The 22,008-nt window shown below is 68.8% G+C and carries 25 protein-coding genes; 14 read left to right on the top strand and 11 right to left on the bottom strand.

Going from position 1 to position 22,008, the window contains the following annotated elements; all coding sequences use genetic code 11:
• Positions 1-5 precede the first annotated feature (5 nt).
• From LFM09_RS26375 to LFM09_RS26360, 4 genes are read left to right on the top strand one after another with little or no spacing between them, the layout of a single operon-like run.
• Positions 6-995, top strand: coding sequence for an MBL fold metallo-hydrolase (locus LFM09_RS26375; protein ID WP_414099227.1), 990 nt, complete (start codon positions 6-8; stop codon positions 993-995).
• Positions 992-1,717, top strand: a complete 726-nt coding sequence (locus LFM09_RS26370; RefSeq protein ID WP_414099226.1) for a lysophospholipid acyltransferase family protein — start codon at positions 992-994, stop codon at positions 1,715-1,717. Before LFM09_RS26375 ends, LFM09_RS26370 begins: the two co-directional genes overlap by 4 nt.
• Entirely contained in the window at positions 1,714-1,866 is a 153-nt protein-coding gene (locus LFM09_RS26365) for a hypothetical protein (RefSeq protein WP_414099225.1), read from the top strand. The genes LFM09_RS26370 and LFM09_RS26365 overlap by 4 nt, the downstream gene beginning before the upstream one ends.
• Before the next feature lie 44 nt (positions 1,867-1,910).
• The gene (locus tag LFM09_RS26360; protein WP_414099224.1) at positions 1,911-2,351 is read left to right on the top strand and encodes a ClpX C4-type zinc finger protein; all 441 of its coding nucleotides are present in this window, start codon (positions 1,911-1,913) and stop codon (positions 2,349-2,351) included.
• Here the strand turns inward: LFM09_RS26360 and LFM09_RS26355 are convergent.
• From LFM09_RS26355 to LFM09_RS26345, 3 genes are read right to left on the bottom strand one after another with little or no spacing between them, the layout of a single operon-like run.
• Positions 2,326-2,766 (bottom strand): response regulator, encoded by a 441-nt coding sequence (locus LFM09_RS26355; protein ID WP_414099223.1) that lies wholly within the window; start codon positions 2,764-2,766, stop codon positions 2,326-2,328. The two genes, LFM09_RS26360 and LFM09_RS26355, sit on opposite strands and share 26 nt — an antisense overlap.
• The gene (locus tag LFM09_RS26350; protein WP_414099222.1) at positions 2,763-4,286 is read right to left on the bottom strand and encodes a sensor histidine kinase; all 1,524 of its coding nucleotides are present in this window, start codon (positions 4,284-4,286) and stop codon (positions 2,763-2,765) included. Before LFM09_RS26350 ends, LFM09_RS26355 begins: the two co-directional genes overlap by 4 nt.
• Positions 4,283-5,428: a PP2C family protein-serine/threonine phosphatase gene (locus LFM09_RS26345; RefSeq protein ID WP_414099221.1), complete on the bottom strand. Its 1,146-nt coding sequence runs from the start codon at positions 5,426-5,428 to the stop codon at positions 4,283-4,285. Before LFM09_RS26345 ends, LFM09_RS26350 begins: the two co-directional genes overlap by 4 nt.
• A gap of 65 nt (positions 5,429-5,493) precedes the next feature.
• Between LFM09_RS26345 and LFM09_RS26340 the strand changes: the two genes are divergently transcribed.
• Entirely contained in the window at positions 5,494-5,979 is a 486-nt protein-coding gene (locus LFM09_RS26340; protein WP_414099343.1) for a GNAT family N-acetyltransferase, read from the top strand.
• Here the strand turns inward: LFM09_RS26340 and LFM09_RS26335 are convergent.
• The 4 genes from LFM09_RS26335 to LFM09_RS26320 all read right to left on the bottom strand — a co-directional run bounded on the left by LFM09_RS26335 (position 5,914) and on the right by LFM09_RS26320 (position 8,179).
• Positions 5,914-6,384, bottom strand: coding sequence for a YkvA family protein (locus LFM09_RS26335; protein WP_414099220.1), 471 nt, complete (start codon positions 6,382-6,384; stop codon positions 5,914-5,916). The two genes, LFM09_RS26340 and LFM09_RS26335, sit on opposite strands and share 66 nt — an antisense overlap.
• Positions 6,385-6,792: a hypothetical protein gene (locus LFM09_RS26330; RefSeq protein ID WP_414099219.1), complete on the bottom strand. Its 408-nt coding sequence runs from the start codon at positions 6,790-6,792 to the stop codon at positions 6,385-6,387.
• 83 nt (positions 6,793-6,875) lie between these two features.
• Entirely contained in the window at positions 6,876-7,613 is a 738-nt protein-coding gene (locus tag LFM09_RS26325; protein WP_414099218.1) for an anti-sigma factor family protein, read from the bottom strand.
• On the bottom strand, positions 7,610-8,179 hold the full coding sequence (locus LFM09_RS26320; RefSeq protein WP_030468711.1) for a sigma-70 family RNA polymerase sigma factor: 570 nt from the start codon (positions 8,177-8,179) through the stop codon (positions 7,610-7,612). The genes LFM09_RS26325 and LFM09_RS26320 overlap by 4 nt, the downstream gene beginning before the upstream one ends.
• 114 nt (positions 8,180-8,293) lie before the next feature.
• Between LFM09_RS26320 and LFM09_RS26315 the strand changes: the two genes are divergently transcribed.
• From LFM09_RS26315 to LFM09_RS26300, 4 genes are all read left to right on the top strand, one after another.
• Positions 8,294-8,890 carry a hypothetical protein gene (locus LFM09_RS26315; RefSeq protein ID WP_414099217.1) on the top strand — a complete coding sequence of 199 codons (597 nt, stop codon included), beginning with the start codon at positions 8,294-8,296 and terminating at the stop codon, positions 8,888-8,890.
• 60 nt (positions 8,891-8,950) lie between these two features.
• Positions 8,951-9,658, top strand: a complete 708-nt coding sequence (locus LFM09_RS26310) for a DUF4142 domain-containing protein (RefSeq protein WP_414099216.1) — start codon at positions 8,951-8,953, stop codon at positions 9,656-9,658.
• Positions 9,659-9,754: 96 nt separating this feature from the next.
• Positions 9,755-10,648 carry a 4Fe-4S domain-containing protein gene (locus tag LFM09_RS26305; protein WP_414099215.1) on the top strand — a complete coding sequence of 298 codons (894 nt, stop codon included), beginning with the start codon at positions 9,755-9,757 and terminating at the stop codon, positions 10,646-10,648.
• Positions 10,645-12,027, top strand: coding sequence for an NAD(P)/FAD-dependent oxidoreductase (locus LFM09_RS26300; protein WP_414099214.1), 1,383 nt, complete (start codon positions 10,645-10,647; stop codon positions 12,025-12,027). The genes LFM09_RS26305 and LFM09_RS26300 overlap by 4 nt, the downstream gene beginning before the upstream one ends.
• Positions 12,028-12,394: 367 nt before the next feature.
• Here the strand turns inward: LFM09_RS26300 and LFM09_RS26295 are convergent, their stop codons facing one another.
• Positions 12,395-13,645 carry a cation:proton antiporter gene (locus tag LFM09_RS26295; RefSeq protein WP_414099213.1) on the bottom strand — a complete coding sequence of 417 codons (1,251 nt, stop codon included), beginning with the start codon at positions 13,643-13,645 and terminating at the stop codon, positions 12,395-12,397.
• Positions 13,646-13,782: 137 nt separating this feature from the next.
• On the opposite strand from LFM09_RS26295, the gene LFM09_RS26290 reads away from it, so the two are divergent.
• From LFM09_RS26290 to LFM09_RS26280, 3 genes are read left to right on the top strand one after another with little or no spacing between them, the layout of a single operon-like run.
• Complete coding sequence (locus LFM09_RS26290; RefSeq protein ID WP_414099212.1) at positions 13,783-14,277, top strand: hypothetical protein; 495 nt, start codon at positions 13,783-13,785, stop codon at positions 14,275-14,277.
• A gap of 32 nt (positions 14,278-14,309) precedes the next feature.
• Positions 14,310-15,848 carry a sensor histidine kinase gene (locus tag LFM09_RS26285; protein ID WP_414099211.1) on the top strand — a complete coding sequence of 513 codons (1,539 nt, stop codon included), beginning with the start codon at positions 14,310-14,312 and terminating at the stop codon, positions 15,846-15,848.
• Between the two features lie 20 nt (positions 15,849-15,868).
• Positions 15,869-16,513, top strand: a complete 645-nt coding sequence (locus LFM09_RS26280; protein ID WP_414099342.1) for a response regulator — start codon at positions 15,869-15,871, stop codon at positions 16,511-16,513.
• A 63-nt stretch (positions 16,514-16,576) separates the two neighbouring features.
• Here the strand turns inward: LFM09_RS26280 and LFM09_RS26275 are convergent, their stop codons facing one another.
• On the bottom strand, positions 16,577-17,086 hold the full coding sequence (locus LFM09_RS26275; RefSeq protein WP_414099210.1) for a hypothetical protein: 510 nt from the start codon (positions 17,084-17,086) through the stop codon (positions 16,577-16,579).
• Positions 17,087-17,284: 198 nt separating this feature from the next.
• Between LFM09_RS26275 and LFM09_RS26270 the strand changes: the two genes are divergently transcribed.
• Entirely contained in the window at positions 17,285-18,187 is a 903-nt protein-coding gene (locus LFM09_RS26270; protein WP_414099209.1) for a S1 family peptidase, read from the top strand.
• Between the two features lie 104 nt (positions 18,188-18,291).
• Positions 18,292-20,019 carry a proprotein convertase P-domain-containing protein gene (locus LFM09_RS26265; RefSeq protein ID WP_414099208.1) on the top strand — a complete coding sequence of 576 codons (1,728 nt, stop codon included), beginning with the start codon at positions 18,292-18,294 and terminating at the stop codon, positions 20,017-20,019.
• Between the two features lie 30 nt (positions 20,020-20,049).
• On the opposite strand, the gene LFM09_RS26260 is transcribed toward LFM09_RS26265, so the two are convergent.
• Together LFM09_RS26260 and LFM09_RS26255 are read right to left on the bottom strand one after the other, a co-directional pair.
• Positions 20,050-20,931: a helix-turn-helix domain-containing protein gene (locus LFM09_RS26260; protein WP_414099207.1), complete on the bottom strand. Its 882-nt coding sequence runs from the start codon at positions 20,929-20,931 to the stop codon at positions 20,050-20,052.
• 80 nt (positions 20,932-21,011) lie between these two features.
• On the bottom strand, positions 21,012-21,953 hold the full coding sequence (locus LFM09_RS26255) for a beta-ketoacyl-ACP synthase III (protein ID WP_414099206.1): 942 nt from the start codon (positions 21,951-21,953) through the stop codon (positions 21,012-21,014).
• Positions 21,954-22,008: the final 55 nt, after the last annotated feature.

Raw genomic sequence — 22,008 nt, 5'->3', positions numbered from 1 at the left:
CGGGCGTGTGGAGTGAACCGGGCGCGTTCGAGGTGGCACCAGGAGTGCACCGCATCCCGCTGCCGCTGCCGAACGACGGGCTGCGCGCGGTCAACGTGTACGCGATCGAGGACGGCGACGGACTCGTCATGGTCGACTCGGGCTGGGCGCTGGACGAGGCGCGCGACCAGCTCGAAGCCGCGCTCGGCACGTTGAACAAGGGCTTCGAGGACATCAAGAGGTTCCTCGTCACGCACGTGCACCGCGACCACTTCACGATGGCCGTGGCGTTGCGCAGGATGTTCGGCGCCAAGATCGGGCTCGGCCTCGGCGAGCAGCCGTCGCTGCGGCACATCCTGCACGGGCAGGAGGACCAGCACGTCGACGACCTGCGCAAATGGGGCGCCGCCGAGCTGGCCGAGACGTGGATCAAGATCATGCACCACGTCAACCGCGACGACGCCCTGCGCGACTACGAGGAACCGGACGAGTGGCTCACGCCGGCCACGATCGACCTCGAACACCGCAGGCTCGAAGTCGTCCCGACGCCCGGCCACACCCGCGGCCACGTCGTGTTCGTCGACCACACCGCGAAGGTGCTGTTCTCGGGCGACCACGTGCTCCCGCACATCACGCCGTCGATCGGCTTCGAGCCGCTCAGGCCCGAACTGCCGCTGGGCGACTACATGACGTCGCTGAGGCTCACCCGCGAGCTGCCGGACCTGAAGCTGTTGCCGGCGCACGGCCCCGTGACCGACAGCAGCCACGCCCGCGTGGACGAGCTGCTGCACCACCACGAGCAGCGCCTGGAGGAGATCCTCAAGGCGGTGAGCGGCAGCGCGTTCGAGACCGCCCGCAAGATCGGGTGGACCCGCCGCCAGCGCCGGTTCGACGATCTGGACATGTTCAACCAGGTGCTGGCGATCGGTGAGACGGCCGCGCACCTCGATGTTCTGGTCGAACGTGGCGAATTGACCCGAACGGTGAACGCCGGCGTGCTCGAATACCACGTGTGAGACCGCTTGAGCTGGCCGCCTGGACCTGGAAGATGCCCCGCAGAGGCCGGGGGTTCTGGTTCTCGCTGGCGATCGACGTGCTGTGGCCGATCGTGGTGCTGTTCGTGCGTCTGCGGGTGCGTGGCAGGCACCACGTGCCCGGCAACGGTGGTGTGATCCTCGCGTTCAACCACCTGTCGAACTCCGACACCGTGGCCGCGGTGGTGTTCGCGCTGATGTCGAACCGGGTGCCGCGCGTGCTCGCGAAGGCGTCGTTGTGGCGCACCCCGGTCATCGGCTGGGTCATGCGCTCCGGCGGCCACATCCCGGTCGAGCGCGGCACGGTGAAGGCGTCAGAGGCGCTGAAACCGGCGGTCGAGGCGTTGCGGGACGGCGAATGCGTGATGGTGTTCCCCGAGGGCACGTTCACGACGGACCCCGACAACTGGCCGATGAAGGGCAAGTCCGGTGTAGCGCGGATGGCCCTCGAATCCCGCGTTCCCGTGGTGCCGGTGGCCGAGTGGGGGACCCAGGACCTGTTGCCCAAGGGCACGATCCTGCCGAGGTTGTTGCCGCGCAAGACGGTCGAGGTGGTCGCGGGCGCGCCGGTCGACCTGTCCGACCTGTACGACCGGGAACTGACCGCCGAGGTGCTGGACGAGGCCACGGCTCGGGTCATGGAGGCCATCACCACCATGCTGTCCGGCATACGTTCCGCGCAAACGGGTAGCCAGAAGGCATGAGTGCGTTAGAAGAAGTTGTTGCGACCAAGGACGTCGTCCGTCCCGGTGGGACGGGAATCTGGGCGCCGGTGATCCCGCCGCGCCGCGGTGACGAGGAGTGGGTCGTCCAGGACGGCGACGACCCGTTGATCGTCCGCGGCGAAGACTGAGTTCTGTCTAGACGCACTAGACGCGTCTAGCTAGACTAGACGCCATGACGCTCGACGAGGAACTTCTGGCAGCGGCGCGCAAGGCCAGCACGGTCGCGGCCGCTGCTCAGGACCAGGCCGACATCGCGAAAGCCGTCTATCACCACCACGTGCTGCGGTTGCACCGCGCCGGTGGGTCGATGCGCGAGATCGCGGAGGCGTTGAAGATCAGCCACCAGCGCGTGCACCAGATCGTCGAGCAGTCCAAGCGGACCGAGCGCTGCTGGTTCTGCGGGCGCGGCGCGGACGAGGTCGACAAGATGATGGCCGGGCCCGCCGCGCTCATCTGCGACATCTGCGTGGCCGCGGCTCAGGTCGGCGAGGCCGGCGACTGCTCGTTCTGCAGCGAGACCAAGCCGGTGCACGAGGGGGAGTCGGCGAAGATCTGCCGGTCCTGCCTGGACTTCAGCGCCGCCGTCATCAGCGCGGCAACTTCACCACGGTGACAAAAAAGTCGTCGATCTGGCGCACGACCTCGATGAACCGGTCGAAGTCCACCGGTTTGGTGACGTAAGCGTTGGCGTACAGGCTGTAGCTGCGCAGGATGTCCTCTTCGGCGTCCGAGGTCGTCAGCACCACCACGGGAATCGACCGGAGCTCGGCGTCCGCCTTCACCTCGGCCAGCACCTCGCGCCCGTCCTTGCGGGGCAGGTTCAGGTCGAGCAGGATCAGCCCCGGCCGCGGCGCGTTCTCGTACTCGCCCTCGCGCCGCAGGAAAGCCAGCGCCTCCACGCCGTCCTTCACCACGTGCAGCGTGTTGCGGATCTTGTGGTGCTCGAACGCCTCCTGCGTCATCAACGCGTCGCCCGGGTCGTCCTCGACCAGCAGGACGTCGATCACGCTCAGCGGCATTTCACTCATGCGGTTACCTCGACAAGCTCTTCGGTGGCGTCTTCCGGGGCGACGGGCAAGGTGAACTCGAAGGTGGTCCCGGAGTCCACATCGGTCTTCAGCCAGATGGTGCCGCCGTGGTACTCGACGATCTTCCGGCACATCGCCAGCCCGATGCCCGTGCCGGGATAGGCGTCTTTCGGGTGCAGCCGCTGGAAGATGACGAAGATCCGGTCAGCGTACTCCGGCTCGATCCCGATGCCGTTGTCGCGCACCGAGAACTTCCACAGCTCCCCGTCGCGTTCGGCGTCGATCGTGACCACCGGGTCGGACGGGCCCTTGAACTTCAACGCATTGCTTATCAGGTTCTGGAACACCGCGCTGAGCAGAGACGCCTCACCTCGCACGGAAGGCAGATCGCCGACGACGATGTTCGCCCCGGTCTCCTCGACGCGCTCGGAGAAGCTGTCCACGACCTGGCCCACCAGCTCGCCGAGGTCGATCATCGTGCGCTCGCGGGTGATCCGGCCGACGCGGGAGAACGCCAGCAGGTCGTTGATCAGCACCTGCATCCGCTTCGCGCCGTCGACGGCGAACTCGATGTACTGGTCCGCGCGTTCGTCGAGTTTGTTGCCGTAGCGTCGTTGCAGCAGCTGGCAGAACGACGCGACCTTGCGCAGCGGCTCCTGCAGGTCGTGCGACGCGACGTAGGCGAACTGCTCCAGCTCGGAGTTCGACCGTTGCAGCTCAACAGTTGCCGCGTCCAGCGTCGCCAGCTCCTGCACGATCCGGCGGCGCATGGCGTTGACGTCCTCGCCGAGCATCACCGTCTCAAGCGGACCGTGCGCGTCGATCTCGTGGTCGAACTCTCCGGACGCGACCTGCCTGACCTGCTCGGCGAGCTTCGAGAGCGGCGCGATCAGCAGGCGGTGCAACAACAACGACAGCCCGGCGATCACCGCCACCAGCAGCACGCCCATGCCGATCACCAGCCACAGCACGACGTTCGACGCGTGGCTGAGGTCGTCACGGGCCGTGCGTCCGAGCCCGCCGATGTCGGCCTGCAGCGCCGCCACCTCACTGCGGAGCTGGTCGAACAGCACCTTGCCGCGGTCGGTCTCCTGCGCGGGCGTGATGACCGGGCCGGACAACCGGATGCCGATGATCGTGGGCTCCGCGTACTGCGAGCGCCACTGCCGTGCCGTTTCCTCGATGCGGCCCACGCGGCCGTTGACGTCGCCCACGAGCGCTCGCACGTCGTCCGCGGCCTTGAGCTCCTCGGTCCGCCCGTCGAAGTACGGCTGGAGGAAGTCCTCCTCGGCGGTCAGCACGAAGCCTCGCAGACCGGTCTCCTCGTCGAGCAGCGCGCGGTTGAGGTCACTCGCCCGGCGCGCCGCCGGCTCGACCTGGTCGACCGACCGCGCCCGCGCGTCGCTGAGGGCGTTGAGCGACACCACCGTCGACGCGATCGCGACAGCGGTCATGGCCAGGAGGATCACCACGATGACGACGAGCAGGCGGCTGGCCGGCAGCCTCTCCGGCAGTTTCAACTCGGGTCCTTCAGCAGCAGCACGGCCATGTCGTCGTCGAGTTCCCCTCCGTTGAGCTCCGTCACCTCCGCGATCAGGGGGTCGAGCCAGTCCGGGCCCCGCCGCAGAAGTCCGCGCAGGATCTCGCACAGGCGCTCGACGCCGAGCCGATCGGTGTCGTCGGGTACCCGGCCCTCGATCAATCCATCCGTGTAGCAGACAAGTGACCAGCCGGGCGGCAACGGCACGTCCACACCGGTCCACGCGTAGTCCGGCAACACCCCCAGCGGCACACCGACCTTCGACTGTGGCAGGTCCAGGATCTGCTGGCCCACCACGAGCAACGGCTCGGGGTGCCCGGCGAGGAAGTAGCGCGCCGATCGCCGGTCCGGGGCCACGGTGACCACGCAGGCCGTGGTGAAGATGCCCTCGCCGTGCCGTTCCGCGACCAGCACCTGGTCCAGTGTCCGCAGCACCTTCTCCGGTGGTTCGCCTGCGAGCACCAGCGCGCGCCACGCGATCCGCAGGCAGACCCCGAGCGCGGCCTCGTCCGGGCCGTGGCCGCAGACGTCGCCGATGATCGCGTGCACCGAGCCGTCCGGCAGACCGACCGCGTCGTAGAAGTCGCCTCCGAGCAGCATCCGCTGGCCACCGGGCTGGTAGCGGACCTCCAGGTCGAGGTCCGAGCCCTTGAGCAGCGGGGGAGGGAGCAGGCCGCGTTCCAGCCGCGACCGTTCGGCGGCGATCAGCTTGGCCTCGCGGAGCTGGCGCTGGGCCTCCTCGGAGCGGCGGCGTTCGACCGCGTACCGGACGCCGCGCAGCAGCAGTTCGCCGTCGACCTGGCCCTTGATGAGGTAGTCCTCGGCACCCGAGGCGACCGCCTCGATGCCCTCGCGTTCGTCGTTGAGCCCCGTCAGCACGAGGATCGCCGGCGCTTCCGGTTTGCTCAGCAGCCGGTAGAGGCTGTCCAGCCCCTGGGAGTCGGGCAGGCCGAGGTCGAGCAGCACGCACTCGGCGTCGCCGAGCATGCCCTCCGACTCCGCGAGCGTGCGAGCCCGCGACAGGATGAACGGCGCCCTCGCCTCTTCGAGCAGCGCTTCGACGAGCAGGGCGTCGCCATCGTCGTCCTCGACCAGGAGGACGCGCACGGTCTTGGTTCGCATCAGGTCGGACTTTAACGTTATTCAGGTGCGGGGTTCGCGTCCGACCTACCAGGATTGCGCGCGTGTTGATCCGTCTCGCCCAACCAGCCGAACTGCCGTACCTCCAGGAGATCGAAATCGCGTCCGGGGAACCGTTCCGCGACGTCGGCATGCCGGAGATCGCCGACGACGACCCGATGTCGCTGGAGGACCTCGCTGACCACGAGGTCTGGGTGGCGGTGGGGGAGCGGGGCGTGCCCGTCGGGTTCATCGCCGTCGGCGAGGTGGACGGTGCGACGCACGTCCACCAGGTCTGCGTGCACCCGTCGCACGCCCGTCAGGGGATCGGCGCGGCGCTGATCGAGCACGTCACGCGGGCTTCCCGCGCTGTGACGCTGACGACGTTCCGCGACGTGCCGTGGAACGCGCCGTACTACGAGCGCCTCGGATTCCGGACGGTCGTCGAAACTTCGCCCGGCCTCGCCGAAATCATGCGCGAGGAGGCCTCAAGGGGCCTCGATCCCGCGACTCGGGTCGCGATGGTCCTTCTCCCAGCGCAGGAAACCCCCTGAGGCCACCGACAGGCTGCTGAGCAGCCACACCAGCACACCCGCGTCGTCGGTCACGCCGATCACCGGCAACAGCTCCGGGATGACGTCGATCGGCGACACGAGGTAGACCAGCGCCGCCGCCCACAGCACGACCTGGCTGCGTTGCAGCTCCGGGTACTTGCCGCTGCGCCAGACCTTCCACAGCCGCGGCAACGCCTTCGCGCGCTGGATGGGGTTGCCGACCGGGCCGGGCCCCTTCTTCGCGCGCTTGCGGCGGTTGCGAAGGACGCCCAGGCCCGCGAAGAGCAGGCCCAACGGGATCATCACCCAGCCGACGAGCGCGGGGCTGAGGCCGCCGAGACTTGCCGTGCGGAACAGCAGGATCGCGAGACCCGACAACGAGATGAGTGACCCGAGGACAACCATCTAACTGGGCTCCTGGAAGAGCATCGTGGGGATGGCTTTGTGCGGCTGCTTCTGTTGCGGCTCCGGCTCTTTCAGCTCGATGACCGGTTCTGGTTCCGGCACCGGCTCTTCCTTCACCACCGGCTTGCGCGCGGCCTTCACCGGCGCGACGTACTCCTGGTCCAGAGCGCTGCGCGCCTTGGAGATCCAGACCTTCTGCATGGCCTCGTCCTTGCTCCCGGCCGCGCTAGCCGCGAGTCCGGAGAGGACACCGCGGATGCGTGGGACGAGTGCTGGATGACGCCGGATCGCCTGCCACACCGAGTGATCACCCGGCAGGCGGGCGGCCACGAGCTGCTTGACCTGAGCTCGCAGCTCCTCAGTGGACAGATCGAGCCAACGCTCGACCGCTGACGGGCCTATCGCCACGTGTTTTAGCCTCCCCGAAACGACAACTGCCCCCACAGGATCTCACGGATCCGGTGAGGGCAGTGGTCTGGTGTCGGGAAGCGTCAGGAAGCGACCGCTTCCAGCAGGGTCTTGCCGTTCTCGTCGATGATGCGGAACGTCGAGATCTCGTGCCAGCGCATGGCCACGTTGGCCTGCAGCCGGATCGTCTTGGAGTCGCCGGCCACCGGTTCGGGCGCGTACCAGGACGTGACCTGGGCGACGCGGCCCGCGCGTCCGACGGCGACGAGCGATCCCTTGCCCGGCCCGGACATGCCGCTGACCTCGATGTCCATCGACGTGCCCCAGGCCTCGTCGGAGGCGACGATCTTCGTGAAGACGCCGCTGTTCGGGTCCTGCTGCTTGACCTCCATCGTCGCTTCGGTGGAGTTGTTCGCCACCCTGGTCTGCGACGTGGACGTGGTGGGGCCCGCGGCCTGGTTCGAGCCGTCGTTGTCGTTGCGCACGACCAGGGTCGTGACAACGGCGGTCACCGCCACGACGCCGGCGGCGGCGGCCGCGACGCCCTGAGCGACGAACCATCGTCTGCGCCGCCTGCGCGCGGCCACAGCGTCGAGCATGACCCGCACCGACTTGCCGTCCGGGCGTTCCGGTGCTGTTCCGCGCAGCATCCCGCCCGCGTCGGCCTCGTCGATGAGGTCCGGCACCACCGCGAAGTCGCGCAGGTCAAGGGCACACCTGCGGCATTCCGTCAGGTGGTTCTCGAACGCCTCCACCTCATCGGCATCGAGGATGCCGAGCACGTAGGCGGCGACGTCGAGGTGATCTGGTGCCGTTGTCACCGCGTCTCTCCCCGATCGTGCAACGCACGCCGCAACGCACGGAGCGCGTAGTACACCCTCGACTTGACCGTTCCCGGTGGCACACCCAGTGCCGCCGCGGCCTCACCGACAGTGCGGTCCCGCAGGTATGTCTCGAGAATAGCCTCCCGGTGTTCTTCTGAGAGACCGTTCATCGCCTCAGCGACGACGATCGCCGCGAGGGTGCGATCCTCCTCGCCGCCCGAAGGCGACTCGTCCGAAGGGGTCAGTTCGAACTCCTGCGGACGGACGCTTCTCTTACGTCTGTCGTCAATGACCAACCGCCTTGCCACCGTGAACAACCACGACCGCAAGAGCACGGGGTCACGCTCGAGTTTCTCGGCGTTGCGCCATGCCCTGACCAGGGTTTCCTGCACGATGTCCTCTGCCCACTGACGATCATGGCCAGTCAACCTCATGCAGTGTCCGAGCAGGGCACTGCCGAATTCCTCGTACAGCCGACGGATCAACTCTTCCTCGAGGGATCCCGGTCTTGGTGATTGTTCGTCTAACTCACGTTGACGTCTATGCCGCGCCACGGGGGACATCCTTGCCCCATGAAGCGTCTCAAGTCGAGAGGCAAATATTCCTCACGAAGTTCGTGAACCGTTGCCGGATCGTGTCCGTACTCCTCGGTACCCAAGCCGAGAAAGGACCTGCCGATGCGACGTGGTCAAGCCATCACCGCCCTGGCGGCACTGGCTGTCAGCCTCACCGCGTGCGGCAGCACCAACGAGCCCCCTGGTGGGGTCGCGACGGGCGGCTTGCAGGCGAATCCCGCTGATCTGAGCAACACGAACAACTACTTCATCGCGAACACGGACCAGATGGGCTGGTTCGTGACCGACGCCGACGGGCTCCCGCTCTACCGCTACGACAAGGACGTCCAGAAGCCGTCCAAGTCCAACTGCGAGGGCGAGTGCGCGAAGGCCTGGAAGCCGGTCCTCGCGGACAAGGCACCGATGGCGACCGGGGTGGACCCGATCTCCATGGGCGTCCTGACCAGGCCGGACGGCACCAAGCAGCTCACCATCGCCGGCTGGCCGCAGTACACCTTCGCCGAGGACAAGGTGGCAGGTGACATGAAAGGCCAGGGAAAGGGCGGCGTGTGGTGGGTCACCGCCCCCAACGGCGCCAAGATCACCGGCGGAAAAGCGCAGAACAACAGCAAGAGCAGCAGCACGCCGAGCACGTCCCCCCGCCCCGGCAACGGTCAGACACCGCCGTCTGCGCCGACCTCCGGTGCGCCCGGCTACTGAGCCCACTGCTCGATCTTCGACCCCTACCGACTCCCATTGAACAACGAGGACTTCAAGACGATGACCAGAGCCCTCGCCACCGTCTTGGCGCTGTTCTTCCTCTTCTCAGGTATGGCCCCGGCACAGGCACAGCCGGCGGACACCGGTGGAGTGCAGGACACCCCGACGGGACCGTTGACCGCGAACGACCGCGAGCTGCTGGTGAAGGTGCGCCAGGCAGGCTTGTGGGAGATGCCGATGGGTGAGCTCACCGCCACCAAGGCGTCGAACGCCAGGGTCAAGCAGATCGGCAAGATGATCATGCTTGACCACATGATGCTGGACGCGGCGACGAAGAAAGCCGCAGGTCAGCTGGGTGTGACCATTCCCGACCTGCCGAGCCCGGCGCAGCAGTCGTGGATGGAGGAGATCAACGCCCTGGAAGGCGACGCGTTCGACCAGGCGTTCGTCGCGAGGCTGCGTGCCGCGCACGGCCAGGTCTTCATGTTCATCGCGAAGGTGCGTTCAGGGACGCGCAACGACACGATCCGGCCGTTCGCCCAGGCCGGCATCGACGTGGTGATGAAGCACATGACGTTGCTGGAGAGCACCGGGATCGCGGGCGACAACGCCTTCGCCGAACCCACGCCCGCCGGCGGCATCATCAACGCCTCACTGGCCTCCGGTGAGGGGCCGAACATGTGGGTGATCCTGACGGTCAGCGCCGCCGGCGCGGTCCTCACGATCCTCCTGCTCCGAGTTCTCCGCCCGCGACGACCGGTGCGGTGAGTCTGCAAGACCCCGTTCTGTAACGGGAAACGGAGGTGGTGTCCCAAGGTCAGAGGCACTCCAACGCGGACCTGTTCCCACCCGCCCGGACCTGATGTGTCCACTCCTGCACGACAGGACCGGGCGGGTTCCCGCGAGAAGTTCTTTCCGGAGGAAGAGTTGTTGTCGAGCCAGATTCCGCTCCTGGTGGCCCAGTCAGCCGAGTTCGACTCGGGTGTCAAGAAGATGGCCCAGATCTCCGCCAGGCTGGCTTACGTCCTGATGTGCGCCACCTTGTCCTGGGGTGTGCTGATCGCGACCGGGTGGGCCGAGAAGCTCACCGGCCGTGAAGGTCTGAAGAACGGGCACATGGTGCTCGCGTCCCTGGCGATCGCGTTCGGCTGCATCCACGCGTTCGCCTTCTCACTGCTGCAGGTTTCCCCTCTCGGCATCGTCAAGCTGATCCTCCCGTTCATCGACGGCGGTCTGTTCCGGCACGCGCTCGGCATCCTCGGCCTGGAGGTCATGCTCGCGATCGCCGTGCTCGCCTCGATGCGGCACAAAGTCTTCTACCGCAAGTGGTTGCGGTTCCACCAAACGGCGTACATCGCGGTGGGCATCACCGTGGTGCACTCCTGGTTCGGCGCCATCGCGAACGGCAACCTGTCCGTTCTGTGGCTCGGCGGCCTCACCGTCCTCGTCCCGACCGTGACCCTGGCACTGGCCCGCTTCCTGCCCGCCGAGATGCTCATGCGCATCGGCATGCTCGACTCCGAGCGCGGCAAGGAACCCGGTGTCGGTGAGGGCGACGCGATGGACGTGAGCGTCAACAACGAGAAATGCCACCGCTACGGCACCTGCCAGGCGGAGGCCCCGGATGTCTTCCAGCTGATCGAGGACAACCGCCTGACCTACAACCGCCGCCCGCCCGAGGAGCACTTCGCTCAGGCCCGAGCGGCACAGCGTGCGTGCCCGATGCGCGCGATCGAGATCAGGGAGCGAGTGAAGTGAGCGAACGGATCGTGGTCGTCGGCGGCGGGCTCGGAGGAGTCCGTTCCGCGGAACGGCTGCGGGAGATGGGTTTCGACGGGCAGATCACGATCCTGTCCGCCGAACGGCACCTCCCGTATCACCGCCCGTGCCTGTCGAAGCAGATCATCACCGGTGAGTGGACCCCCGACGACGCGTTGCTGTCGTTCTCGGGCGACCTCGACGCCGAGTGGCGGCTGAACTCCCCGGCCCTGCACCTGGACCCGAAGAAGCAGTCCGTCTGGGTGCCCGGTGGCGAGGAGATCAAGTACGACGGCATGATCATCGCCACCGGCGTCGACGCCAGGGCGATGGGCGGGGCTCCGCGTCACGACCCGCGGGTGCACGTGCTGCGGACGTTGGACGACGCGGTCGCGATCCGCAGGAACATCCGGCAGTCGCAGGGACTCGTCGCCGTCATCGGCGGTGGGTTCATCGGCTGCGAGCTCGCCTGCTCCGTCCGGCACATGGGCCGCGACGTGGCCCTCATCGTCCGCTCGCCGGCGCTGCTCGGCGGTGTCGTCGGTGACAACATCGGCAAGAAGATCACCGAAGCGCACGTCGAGCACGGTGTGCGGCTCGCCACCGGCGTCGGCATCAAGCACTGGGTGCGCCAGCCCGGCGGCATCGGCATCCACCTGTCGGACGGCCAGGTGTTCTTCGCCTCGTGCGTGGTCCTGGCGGTCGGGGCATCGCCTGCCACCGACTGGATGCGCGGCTCCGGCCTCGACATCTCCGACGGCGTGCTGTGCGACGAGACGAACCACGTGATCGGCGCCGAGAACCTCGTCGCCTGCGGTGACGTCGCCCGTTGGCCCAACATGCGCTTCAACGGCGCGGTGCGCCGGGTCGAGCACTGGCTCAACGCGGTGGAAGGTGGTCGTGCCGCCGCCGAGAACCTGCTGGTCGGCCGCAACCACTCCAAGCCCTACACGCCGGTCCCGCGCTTCTGGACCGAGCAGTACGGCATGCGCGTCCAGGGCGCCGGGTTGCCGGTTCTCGGCACCGACACCACGGACGTGAACGGACTCACCGGCTTCATCGCCAACGGCAAGCTCGTCGGCATCGTGGGCCTGGAGTCCCCCGGCAAGATCATCACCGAGACCCCGGAACTCTTCCGGCAGAACGAGGTGGAGACGAACAAGACGGTGTGGACCCAGCCGGCCGAGGAGACCAAGGTCGCTGCCACCCCGGAAGTTCTGCCCACCACCCAGATCCCGGTTCCCGAACCGGTCGCCGCCCGCGCATCATCCGTTCCCCCGTCCGTCTCGTCGTCGATGTCCCCGCCTTTGCAGCGGCGGCGGCATTCACGTTCGAGGCCGGAGATGGTGCGAGTGGGCGGAGGACGCGCGAGGCCTTAACCCGGTCAGGAGGAATTTGCTTGCCGGCACAGGGCAAGCGGGGACGGCGAACTCCGACGTCGCTGCTGTGGCCAGGTGGCGGACCGATGACGTCACGGTAGCGATGCGCTCGTTCCCGCGCCGGCAGGCAAACCTCCATCTCGTGCGTCACCAACGGTGTGGCGGCTCGGCGGGCTCCCGAGCCGCCACACCGGCCTAGTGCTGTGACCGCCGACCTTCACCGCGTGTTCGACGCTCAGCAGGGCACCTCGTGGCACCTCCCCGCGCCCAGCAACCAACACAGCCAACCAGGACGAGGACGTGTGGCCGGTACCACGATGCACCCGTCTGACCGCCGAACACGGGGCAAAGGCCGCCGGCCACGGCACTACTTACGGGCCAGCAGACGCGCCATCGGTCCGGCGCCCATGCCGTGCAGCAGCACGCTGCCCAGCACGCAGATCACCGTGATGATCAGGATCGTGTCGGCCGCCTCGCCCTCCGGAAGCTTGTTGAAGGCCAGCAGGCCGAACACGATCGTCGTCGTACCCCTCGGCCCCAGCGCACCGATGAGCAGCCGTTCGCGTCCGGACGTCCTCGATCCCGTGAACGCCGCGAACACCGGCACGAGGCGGATCACCGTGAGGACGGCGAGGCAGAAGAGCACCACCTGCCACGAGATGCCGATGTAGAAGGTGAGCACGGCCGCGATGCCGACGACGAACCACATCGTCATCGTGAGCAGACCGGTGACGTCCTCCAGCAGGTGCAGGTCGGTGTTGAGCGCGTCGGCGCGGATGTCCGCCCGATCGGCCTTGCCCTGGTGGACCCGGCGGGCCTTGAGCAGCCGGTGCACGTAGCGGAAGGCGATGCCGCACACGAACGACGCGACGAAACCGTTGCCGTCGATGGCGACCGTCGCCGTGTACGTCAGCAGCGGCGTCAGCAACACCGCCACCCGCGCCGACTGGGCGTTCACCCAGCCCGCCTGGTGAGCCCGGTCCATCAGCCAGCCGAGGGCGAGGCCGATCACGACCCCGGCGATGACGGCCTTCACGGCGAACGGCAGCACCGTCGCCAGCGCTTCGAGCGGCGTCCGTTTCTGGGACTGGTCGCCGGCCAGGATCAGCGCGAACAGGAACAACGGCGAGACGATGCCGTCGTTGTAGCCGCTCTCGACGTTCAACGTGCTCCGGACGCGCACCGACAGAGCCGGGTCGCGGACCACCCGTTCCGCCGGGGCGAAGTCGGTCGGCACGGTGACGCACGCGATCAGCAGCAGGACCGCCCACGGCAGCGTCGGGAACAGCAGCCAGCCCAGCACCGCGGCCAGCGCGAGGCTCACCGGCATCGCGACGAGCAGCACCCTGGCCACGAGGCCGGGGTAGGCGCCCCACAACCGGCCCGCGCGCACCTCCGTGGCGTCGACGAACAGCAGCACCGCGAGGATGATCTCGGCGATGTGCTGTACCGCCTCGGTGTTCAGCACGGCGGCGATGGAGTTCTCGTTGGACAGCCCGACCGCGACGCCGGCCAGCACCATCAGGATCGGTGCGCCGAGGTTCCACCGGTCGAGCCTTGAGGCCGCCAGCGATCGCACGACCATCGCGAACGCCGCGGCGAGCAACAACGAGTTCATGCACCCATCTTGACGCAACCCGTCCTAAGAGGACTTGCTGATACCGCGCGTTTGCCGGTGGCGCAAGTCTCACATCGTCTCGATCGCGGAGACGTTCGCCGTCGCCCCGGCCGCCCACCGCGCCCGTACTCCTCCACATGAGGAAACCTGTTCTGGTCCTCGCGGCACTGGCGGTCGTGGCCGCCGCGGGACTCGTCTTCTTCCAGTTCACCGGTGGACCGCAGGCGAAAGCGGGCGAGTGCGTGACGCTCACCAACGCCTCGGGAAACGGCGCCGAGGTCGCGAGCACGGGCTGCGGCGCGGACAACGCGAGGTTCAAGGTGGGCACGGTGCTCAGCGACGCCGGCGGGAGCTGTCCCGCGGGCGACGACGAGTACATCCAGGTCGTTCCCAGGTCCGGCGGCAAGCTGTGCCTGCTGCCCAACCTCGTCGAGGGCGCGTGCTACCGGCCGGCCGACAACGACGACAGCTGGGGCCGGTCGGACTGCGCCGGGGAGGAGACCGTCAAGGTCACCGAGGTGATCGCGGTGGCCGACGGTGAGTGCCCCGACGGCGACGATCTCGTCTCGATCGTCTACGCCGAACCACCCACCACTTACTGCCTTTCGCCCGTGCACCGGGTACCGGCCTAAACCGCGAGGTGGCGGCGTACGTACACCCAGACATGAGCGGATCTCACTCCCTCGTGCCGCGGCTCACTCCCCGGGTCGCGGCACTGGGGCGTGAGCTGGCGCTGCTGGCGTTCGTCGGCGTGGTCACCTACATGGCGACCCAGTACGTGACGGTGGACTGGGGGCCGGCGCCGTGCGACGACCCGGCGGTCGGGGCTGTCGTGGCGGGTGCCTCAGTGGTGCCGGTGTTGCTGCGCAGGCACCTTCCCGAAGGGGCGGTGCTGGTCGCGGCGGCGTTGTTCGGCTGGTACCCGGCGACCGGCATCGCGCTGGCGCTGGCCTCCTACAGCGTGGCCGCACGCGTGCAGCAGACGCGGTGGCGGGCCGTGGTGGTCGCGGTGGCGGCTCTGCTGCCGTTCTCGATCGGGCTGGTCGGGTCCGGGTACCAGTGGAAGGTCGTGTTCATCGAGTTCGGCATCGCGGCGCTGGTGACCGTGGTCGGGCCGGTCGCGGTGCAAACCCTGCTCGCGCAACGGGAGCAGTTGGTCGGTGCGTTGCGCGAGCAGTCGCGTTACGCCGGATCGACCGCGCGGCTGCAGGAACGGTCTCGCATCGCGCAGGAGATGCACGACCTGCTGGGGCACCGGCTGAGCCTGATCTCGTTGTACGCGGGGAGTCTGGAGCTCGACGCGACGCGGCAGGTCAGCGAACCTGCGCGGCTCATCAGGACGACGGTGCGCACCGCGATGGAGGAGCTGAGGGCGACGCTGGGCATCCTGCGTCAGCCGGAGCCCGCGGCCACCAGTCCCGCCGACCAGACGGGCACGCGGGCGGACATCTTCCAGCTCGTGCGGCAGGCCCAGGACGGCGGAGTCCGGGTCACGCTGACCTGGACCGGTGACGATCTGTCCGAAGTGGTCAGACCGGTTCGGCAGGCGGTGCACCGGATCGTGCGCGAAGGACTCACCAACGTGTGCCGTCACGCGCCCGACGCGCAGGCGGAAGTCGTGGTGGAGCACGGAAGCGACCACGTTCGTGTCGGGGTGTTCGACGACGGCCGCGCGGCTGCCGCGGCACCGGGCACCGGGCTCGGTCTCGCCGGCGTGCAGGAACGCGTCCGGCTGCTCGGCGGGAGCTTCGCGGCCGGACCCTTGCCGGGAAAGGGGTTCCGGGTCACGGCCGAGCTGTCCCTCACCCCGACGGCGCCGGCCGCTGAGACACCGGACGGCGCCACCGACGAGGGCTTCGCGCGAGCGGGGATGTCGGCGGTGCTCGCGACCGGGCTGATCGGCGCGGTCGCGATCCTCGTCGTCACCTTCAACACCGTGATGTTCCAGCTTCCCGACGAGAGCGCCCAGCCTCCCTACGAGACGCTCTCGCTCGGCAGCACGCGCGACCAGGTCGCCGAGTACGCCGGGCCGGACAGCACGATCGCCCGTGTGGCGTCGCGGGGTGTCGAACCGTTGCCACCGCCGAACTCCGACTGCTCCTACACCTACTTCGAAGAGAACGGGGCCGCCATGATCGAGCGCTTCTGCTTCCGGAGAGATCTTCTCGTCGAGAAGACCCGGTTCGCCCTGCCGGCGGTCTGATCGTGGAGCGGATCAGGGTGATGCTGGCCGACGACGAACAGCTGCTGCGCGAAGGCGTCCGGCTGGTCCTGCGGCACGCCGAGGACATCGAGGTGGTCGCAGAGGCGGGCGACGGCGCGGAGGCGGCGCGGCTGGCGTGCGAACGGCCGGTCGACGTGGCGCTGGTGGACATCCGCATGCCGGGCACCGACGGCCTGACCGCGGCCGAGCTCATGGCCGAGCAGGCGCCGGCGGTCAAGGTCGTGATGCTGACGACGTTCGGTGAACAGGAGTACATCACGCGGGCGCTGCGGGCGGGGGCCGCCGGGTTTCTCCTGAAGGACAGCGGGCCGCAGGAACTCATCCACGCGGTGCGGGCGGCGGCTCACGGCGGTGCCATCCTCTCGCCCCGGATCACCAAGGACCTCATCGCGACGCACGTGATGGCGGGCGACAGCCGGACGGTGAAGGCGCAGCGGCTGGTGGACTCGTTGAACGAGCGCGAGCGCGACGTGCTCGTCCTGGTCGGTGTGGGCGCCTCGAACGCGGAAGCCGCCCGGCTGCTGTACATGGGAGAGGGCACGGTCAAGACCTACGTCAGCCGGATCCTCGCCAAGCTGGGCTGCGTCAACCGCGTGCAGGCGGCGATCATCGCCCACGACGCCGGAATGCTGCCGGCCGGATGACCTCACCACCCAGGAAAAGGAGCCCGGGACCGCCGTTCCCGGGCTCCTCCCACGCCGCTGTGGCTAGGCGGCACACCTGCGCGCTGCGGCAGCTGCCTGCTGAGCGCGGTTGTTCTGCTGGGCCACGACCTTGCGCGCCTGCGCGGCCCGCTTCGCCTGCGCCGCCGCCTGCTGCTTCGCCCGGTTCGCCTGAGCGGTGGCCTGGTTCGCGCGGTCGCGGTCGGCCTGCTGCCCGGACTGCTGTGCCTTCCGCGTCGCGGCCTGGGCTGCCTGGTTCGCCTGGTTCGCCCGCTGCTGGGCGCGCTTGGAGGTGTTCGCGACCCGCTTGGCCGCGCGCTGCGTCCGTGCGGCCTGGTTGCGGGCGTTGTTCGCAGCTTGGTTCGCCGCCTGGCGCTGCTGTGCGTTGCACGCAGCACGGTTGTTGTTGTTGCTGCTCGGTGCCGCGCTCGAACTCGGTGCCGCACTGGAACTCGGTGCGGGGCTTGCGAAAGCCGTGCCGGTGGCGAGCCCGAGACTCACGGCCCCGCCGAGCACCGCCGCCAGCACGGCCCGCTTTGCGTTGTATCCCAGCATTTCCGCTTCCTCTCTCGATCGGTCACTTGGTCGGGAGTACGCGGCCTCCGACACCTGGCGTTCACCGGATCCGCCGCCTCGAAACGATCGGGGCGAGGAGTGGGACGAAGGGCCACGAGGTCGAGACGATCGGCAACTTGTCGTTGCCGCGCAACGGATCCACGGTTCAAGCAGCGGACTTCACGAGAGGGCACCTACATGGGCAAGCACCACAACGACAACCGCAGGGCCAAGGTGATCGCGGCGTGCGTGGCAGCGGTGGCGGTGGGGATCACCGCCACGACGTTCACCGCGAGCCAGGCGGCACCCGACGACCGGCTGGATCCCGCTGCGGCGACCGCGACGTTGCGGCAGAAGGCTTCCACGCCGGGCACCGCGTGGGCGGTCGACCTGCAGACGAACGAGGTCATCGTGACCGCGGACAGCACGGTGACCGGGGCGAGGTGGGACAACCTGGTGTCCACCGTGGAGTCGATGGGCGACGGCGTGCGGCTGGAACGGGCGCCGGGGACGTTCCGCCTGTTCGCCGAGGGCGGTGACGCCATCTTCGCGGGCCGCAGCCGATGTTCGCTCGGCTTCAACGTGGTGACCGGCGACGGCCGCCCCGGCTTCCTCACCGCGGGCCACTGCACGGCTGCGGGACGGCAGTTCTCCCTGTCCGCCAACGGAAGACCCGCTGCCACCGTCGTGGAGTCGACCTTCCCCGGCAACGGCGACTTCGCGCTGCTCACCTACAACGGCCGCAACGTCGACGCCCCCAGCGAGGTCGACACCGGTGACGGCACGGTGCGGATCCGGCGTGCGGCCGAGGCGCGGGTCGGCCGGCAGGTGCAGCGGATGGGCAGCACGACGGGCCTGCGCTCCGGCCGCGTCACCGGGCTCAACGCCACGGTGAACTACCCGGAGGGCGCCGTGACCGGGTTGATCCAGACGACGGTGTGCGCGGAAGGCGGTGACAGCGGCGGGCCGTTGTTCACCCGCAACGGCGAGGCGATCGGGCTGACGTCGGGCGGCAGCGGTGACTGCCGCGGCGGTGGCGTCACGTTCTTCCAGCCGGTGACAAAAGCGTTGGCCGCAGTGGGTGCGACCATCGGGAACTGAACAGTTAAACGCTTTCGCGGCTGTCCGCGGGCAGGGTCCCGGTCATATTTTTCCGGGACCCTGCCTGAAGGAGAGCCATGCAATTGCGCGGAATCATTGCCGTCATGAGTGTGATGGCGGTAATCCAGACCGGATCGGCCATCGCCCAGCCCGACGACCCGCCGTCGGTGAGCGCGCAGGACCAGGCGCACCAGCGGTTCAAGGCGATGCCCCAGTCCCTGCGCGGTCAGCTCGCCGGCCACTGGTTCGACGCCGAGGCCGGTGCGCTGACCGTGGCCGTCACGACCGACGAGGCCGCCGCCCAGGCGACAGCGCTGGGGATCGCGGTGACCAAGGTCCAGCGGAGCCAGGTCGAGTTGGACCGGCAGCTCGCGGAGGTGCGGAAGCTGGTCGGCGACGGCGTTCCCGGCGTCTACAGCTGGGGCGTCGACGTGCGCGACAACCAGGTCGACGTCACGGTCAACACCACGAGGAAGACCCAGGCCACCGAGCGGTTCGTGGCAGAGGTGCGCAAGCTCGGCGTCAACGTCGTCGAGACGCGGTCCCAGCAGCGGCAACAGGCCGGGATCGTGCAGACCGGCAGCCCGTGGTGGCCGGGGTCGGAGTCGAACTGCTCGGTCGGGTTCAGCGCCATCGATGCCAACGGGGGCAAGCACTTCCTGACCGCCGGGCACTGCACGAACAACGCCGACCAGGCCGCGTACGGGCAGAGCGGGCAGCAGAACCGGATCGGCACGTCGAACGTCGGCGGCACCCGCAGCGTGAACGCCCGAGAAGGAGACATGGGCGTGGTCGCGGTGACCGAGGCTGGCTGGAACCTGTCGGCGGCGGTCAACACCTGGGGCGAGCCCGCGATCACCGTGACCGGGTCGGCCGAGGCCATGGTCGGTGACCGGGTCTGCCACTCCGGCAACACCTCCAAGTGGCAGTGCGGTGAGGTCAAGTACACGCACAAGGCCGTCGACTACGGCGGCGGACTGATCATCGAGGACCTGACGTGGACCACCGCGTGCTCGCTCGGCGGCGACTCCGGCGGCGGGTGGCTGCTCGGCGACAAGGCGGTCGGGTTGCACGACGGCGGTCCGTCGCAGTGCGTGCAGAACCCGGCCGACGACGAGCTGTCGATCTTCCAGCCGGTCAACGAGGCGTTGCAGAAGTGGTCGTTGACGCTGGTCACCGGCGACCGCGACGACACCGAGGCGCCCTCGGTGCCGGGCAACCCTCGTGCCACCGCAACGACGTCGTCCAGCGTCGCGCTGGCCTGGGACGCGTCGACCGACAACGTGGGCGTGACCGGGTACGAGGTCTACAACGGTGAGGGGCTCGCCGCGACGGTCGCGGGCACGAACGCGACGGTCACCGGGCTCAAGCCGGACACCGAGTACTCGTTCACCGTGCTGGCGAAGGACGCGGCGGGCAACAGGTCGAAGCACTCCGACGCCGTGACCGCGCGGACGGCGCCAGGCTCGCCGGGTGGTGGCCGGAAGTTCAGCAGCGACACGGACTTCCCGATCCGCGACTTCCAGGTGGCGGTCAGCCCGGTGCGGTCCACGGCGACCGGCAGCGCCACGAACCCCGTCCAGGTGCGGGTCGACGCCACGCACACCTGCCTGGAGGACCTGAACGTGACGCTGGTGGCGCCCAGCGGCAGGTGGTACCCGCTCATGCGGACGCCCGGTGGTTTCTACGACTGCACGCCGTTCCCGGCGGCGAAGACGTTCACCGTCGTGCCCGCGGCGGGGGAGGGCGCCGGCGGCCAGTGGACGCTGCGCATCGGTGACAACGGTCCAGGTGACACCGGTGTGCTGAGCGGCTGGTCGCTGGTCGTGTAGGGGAGGGCTGGTGAGCGGGTGCGGGCCCGCTCACCAGCTCCACTCGAAGCCGTAGCAGCCGGGGCCGAACCTGAGCGCGACGCCGAGCACGGAGTTGCCCTCGTCGGGGCGCACCCGGTGGGACTGGCGGGTGCCGTCGACGTCCTGGACGTACTGCGTGCACGTCCTGGGCACGGTGGCGAAGGTGACCTCCAGGACGTACTCGTGCACCGGACGCCGGAACTTGCGCTCGTAGTTCGTCGCCAACGGGTACGGGGCGCGGTTCACCAGCTCGTGCTCGGTGATGACGGTCTGGCCGCGGCGCAACGGCCCGCGGAACAGCAGCTCGGCCACCAGCAGACCGTCCTCCGGCCGGGTGACGACGCGGCCCAGCCTGCAGTTGCGCAACGGCCTGATCAGCGGCAACGGACGGTCGTGCTCGTCCAGGTGCACGATCACCACCCAGCGGTCGGGGCCGTCCTCCTCCGCGCGCAGCACCTGTCGTGACATGAACGAACGCTCGCCGCGCTCCGGTCCGACCGTCACGTGGTCGTGCTGGCTGATGCGCGTGAGGCGGGCGTCCCAGCGTGTGTCGACCTCTCCTACTACGTCGTCGATCACGGCCGGGACGGGCCACAACGCGCTGATCGCGTTGTCCTCACGGCGTCTGCCCCGGTGCGCGGGCGCGGCCAGGAGCTCGTTGAGGGTGCCCGGTTCGAGCCAGAGCACCTGTTCGAGGTGTTCGAGCGCGACCAGCGACGCACGCCGGTCCGGCTGGCTGCGGCCGGTCTGCCAGTAGCTCAGCGTGGCGAGGCTGACCGACACGCCGCGGCGGGCGAGGTGGTCGCGGATCCGGTCGAGAGAAAGGCCGCGGGCCGCGATCGCCGCGCGCAGGGTTTCCGCGAAAACCGGTGGTTCGGGAGAAATGAGCATCGAGACCTCCAGGGCGCTGTCCGACGGTATTCCGCCGGATAGCGCAGTGGAAGTCAGGACTTAAAAGTGAATTGCCTTTTTTACGGGCTGGTGATGACCTGGCCCGCCCACGACAGCCCGCCGCCGAAGGCGAAGAGCAGCACCGGCCGACCGGACGGCAGCTCGCCGCGTTCGACCATTTTGGACAGTGCGAGCGGCACGGACGCGGCCGAGGTGTTGCCGGAGTCCACGACGTCGCGCGCGATCACCACGTCGTCGCGCAGGTCGAGCTTGCGGGTCAGCGCCTCGATGATGCGCAGGTTGGCCTGGTGCGTGACGATCCCGGCGAGATCCTTGGTGGCGATGCCCGCTCGTTCGCACGCCTGCCTGGCGATGGCGGGAAGTTCGCTGGTGGCCCAGCGGAACACGGCCTGGCCCTCCTGGGCGAACCGCGGCTGCCACTGGTCGACCAGCCGCACGGCGTTGTTGCGGGTGGGGTCACTGCCCCAGGCCACGGGCCCGATCAGCGTGTCGTCGTCGGCGCTGAGCACCGCGGCGCCCGCACCGTCGCCGAGCAGGATGCAGTTGGCGCGGTCGGTCCAGTCGACCAGGTCGGACATCTTCTCGGCCCCGACGACCAACGCGTGCCGCGCGGCGCCCGCTCGCAGCGTGTGGTCGGCGGTGGCGAGAGCCGTGCAGAAGCCGGCGCAGGCGTTGTTGAGGTCGAAGCAGACCGCGTTGGGGATGCTCAGGCGGTTCGCGACCTGGGCGGCGATCGACGGACAACGGTCGATGGCACTGCAGGTGGCGACGATGACCTGACCGATCTCGGCGGGCTCCAGCCCGGAGTTCGCGAGCGCCTTCGCCGCGGCGCTGGCTGCCATGTCCGCGACCGACTCGTCGTCCGCGATGCGACGGGTCGCGATGCCCGTCCGCTGACGGATCCACTCGTCGTTGGTGTCGACCATCTTCTCCAGGTCGGCGTTGGTCAGCACGCGTTGCGGCTGGTGGTGGCCGAGCGCGACGACACGTGATCCGGACAAGGTGTGCTCCTTCCGAGGCGGGCGCGGCGAATATAGCAACCGATCGGTCGGTAGC

The organism is Lentzea alba (assembly GCF_047445655.1).
GTDB lineage: Bacteria > Actinomycetota > Actinomycetes > Mycobacteriales > Pseudonocardiaceae > Lentzea > Lentzea alba_A.
The sequence above is the reverse complement of the archived record's forward strand: the minus strand, read 5'-3'. Positions and strand labels throughout refer to the sequence as shown.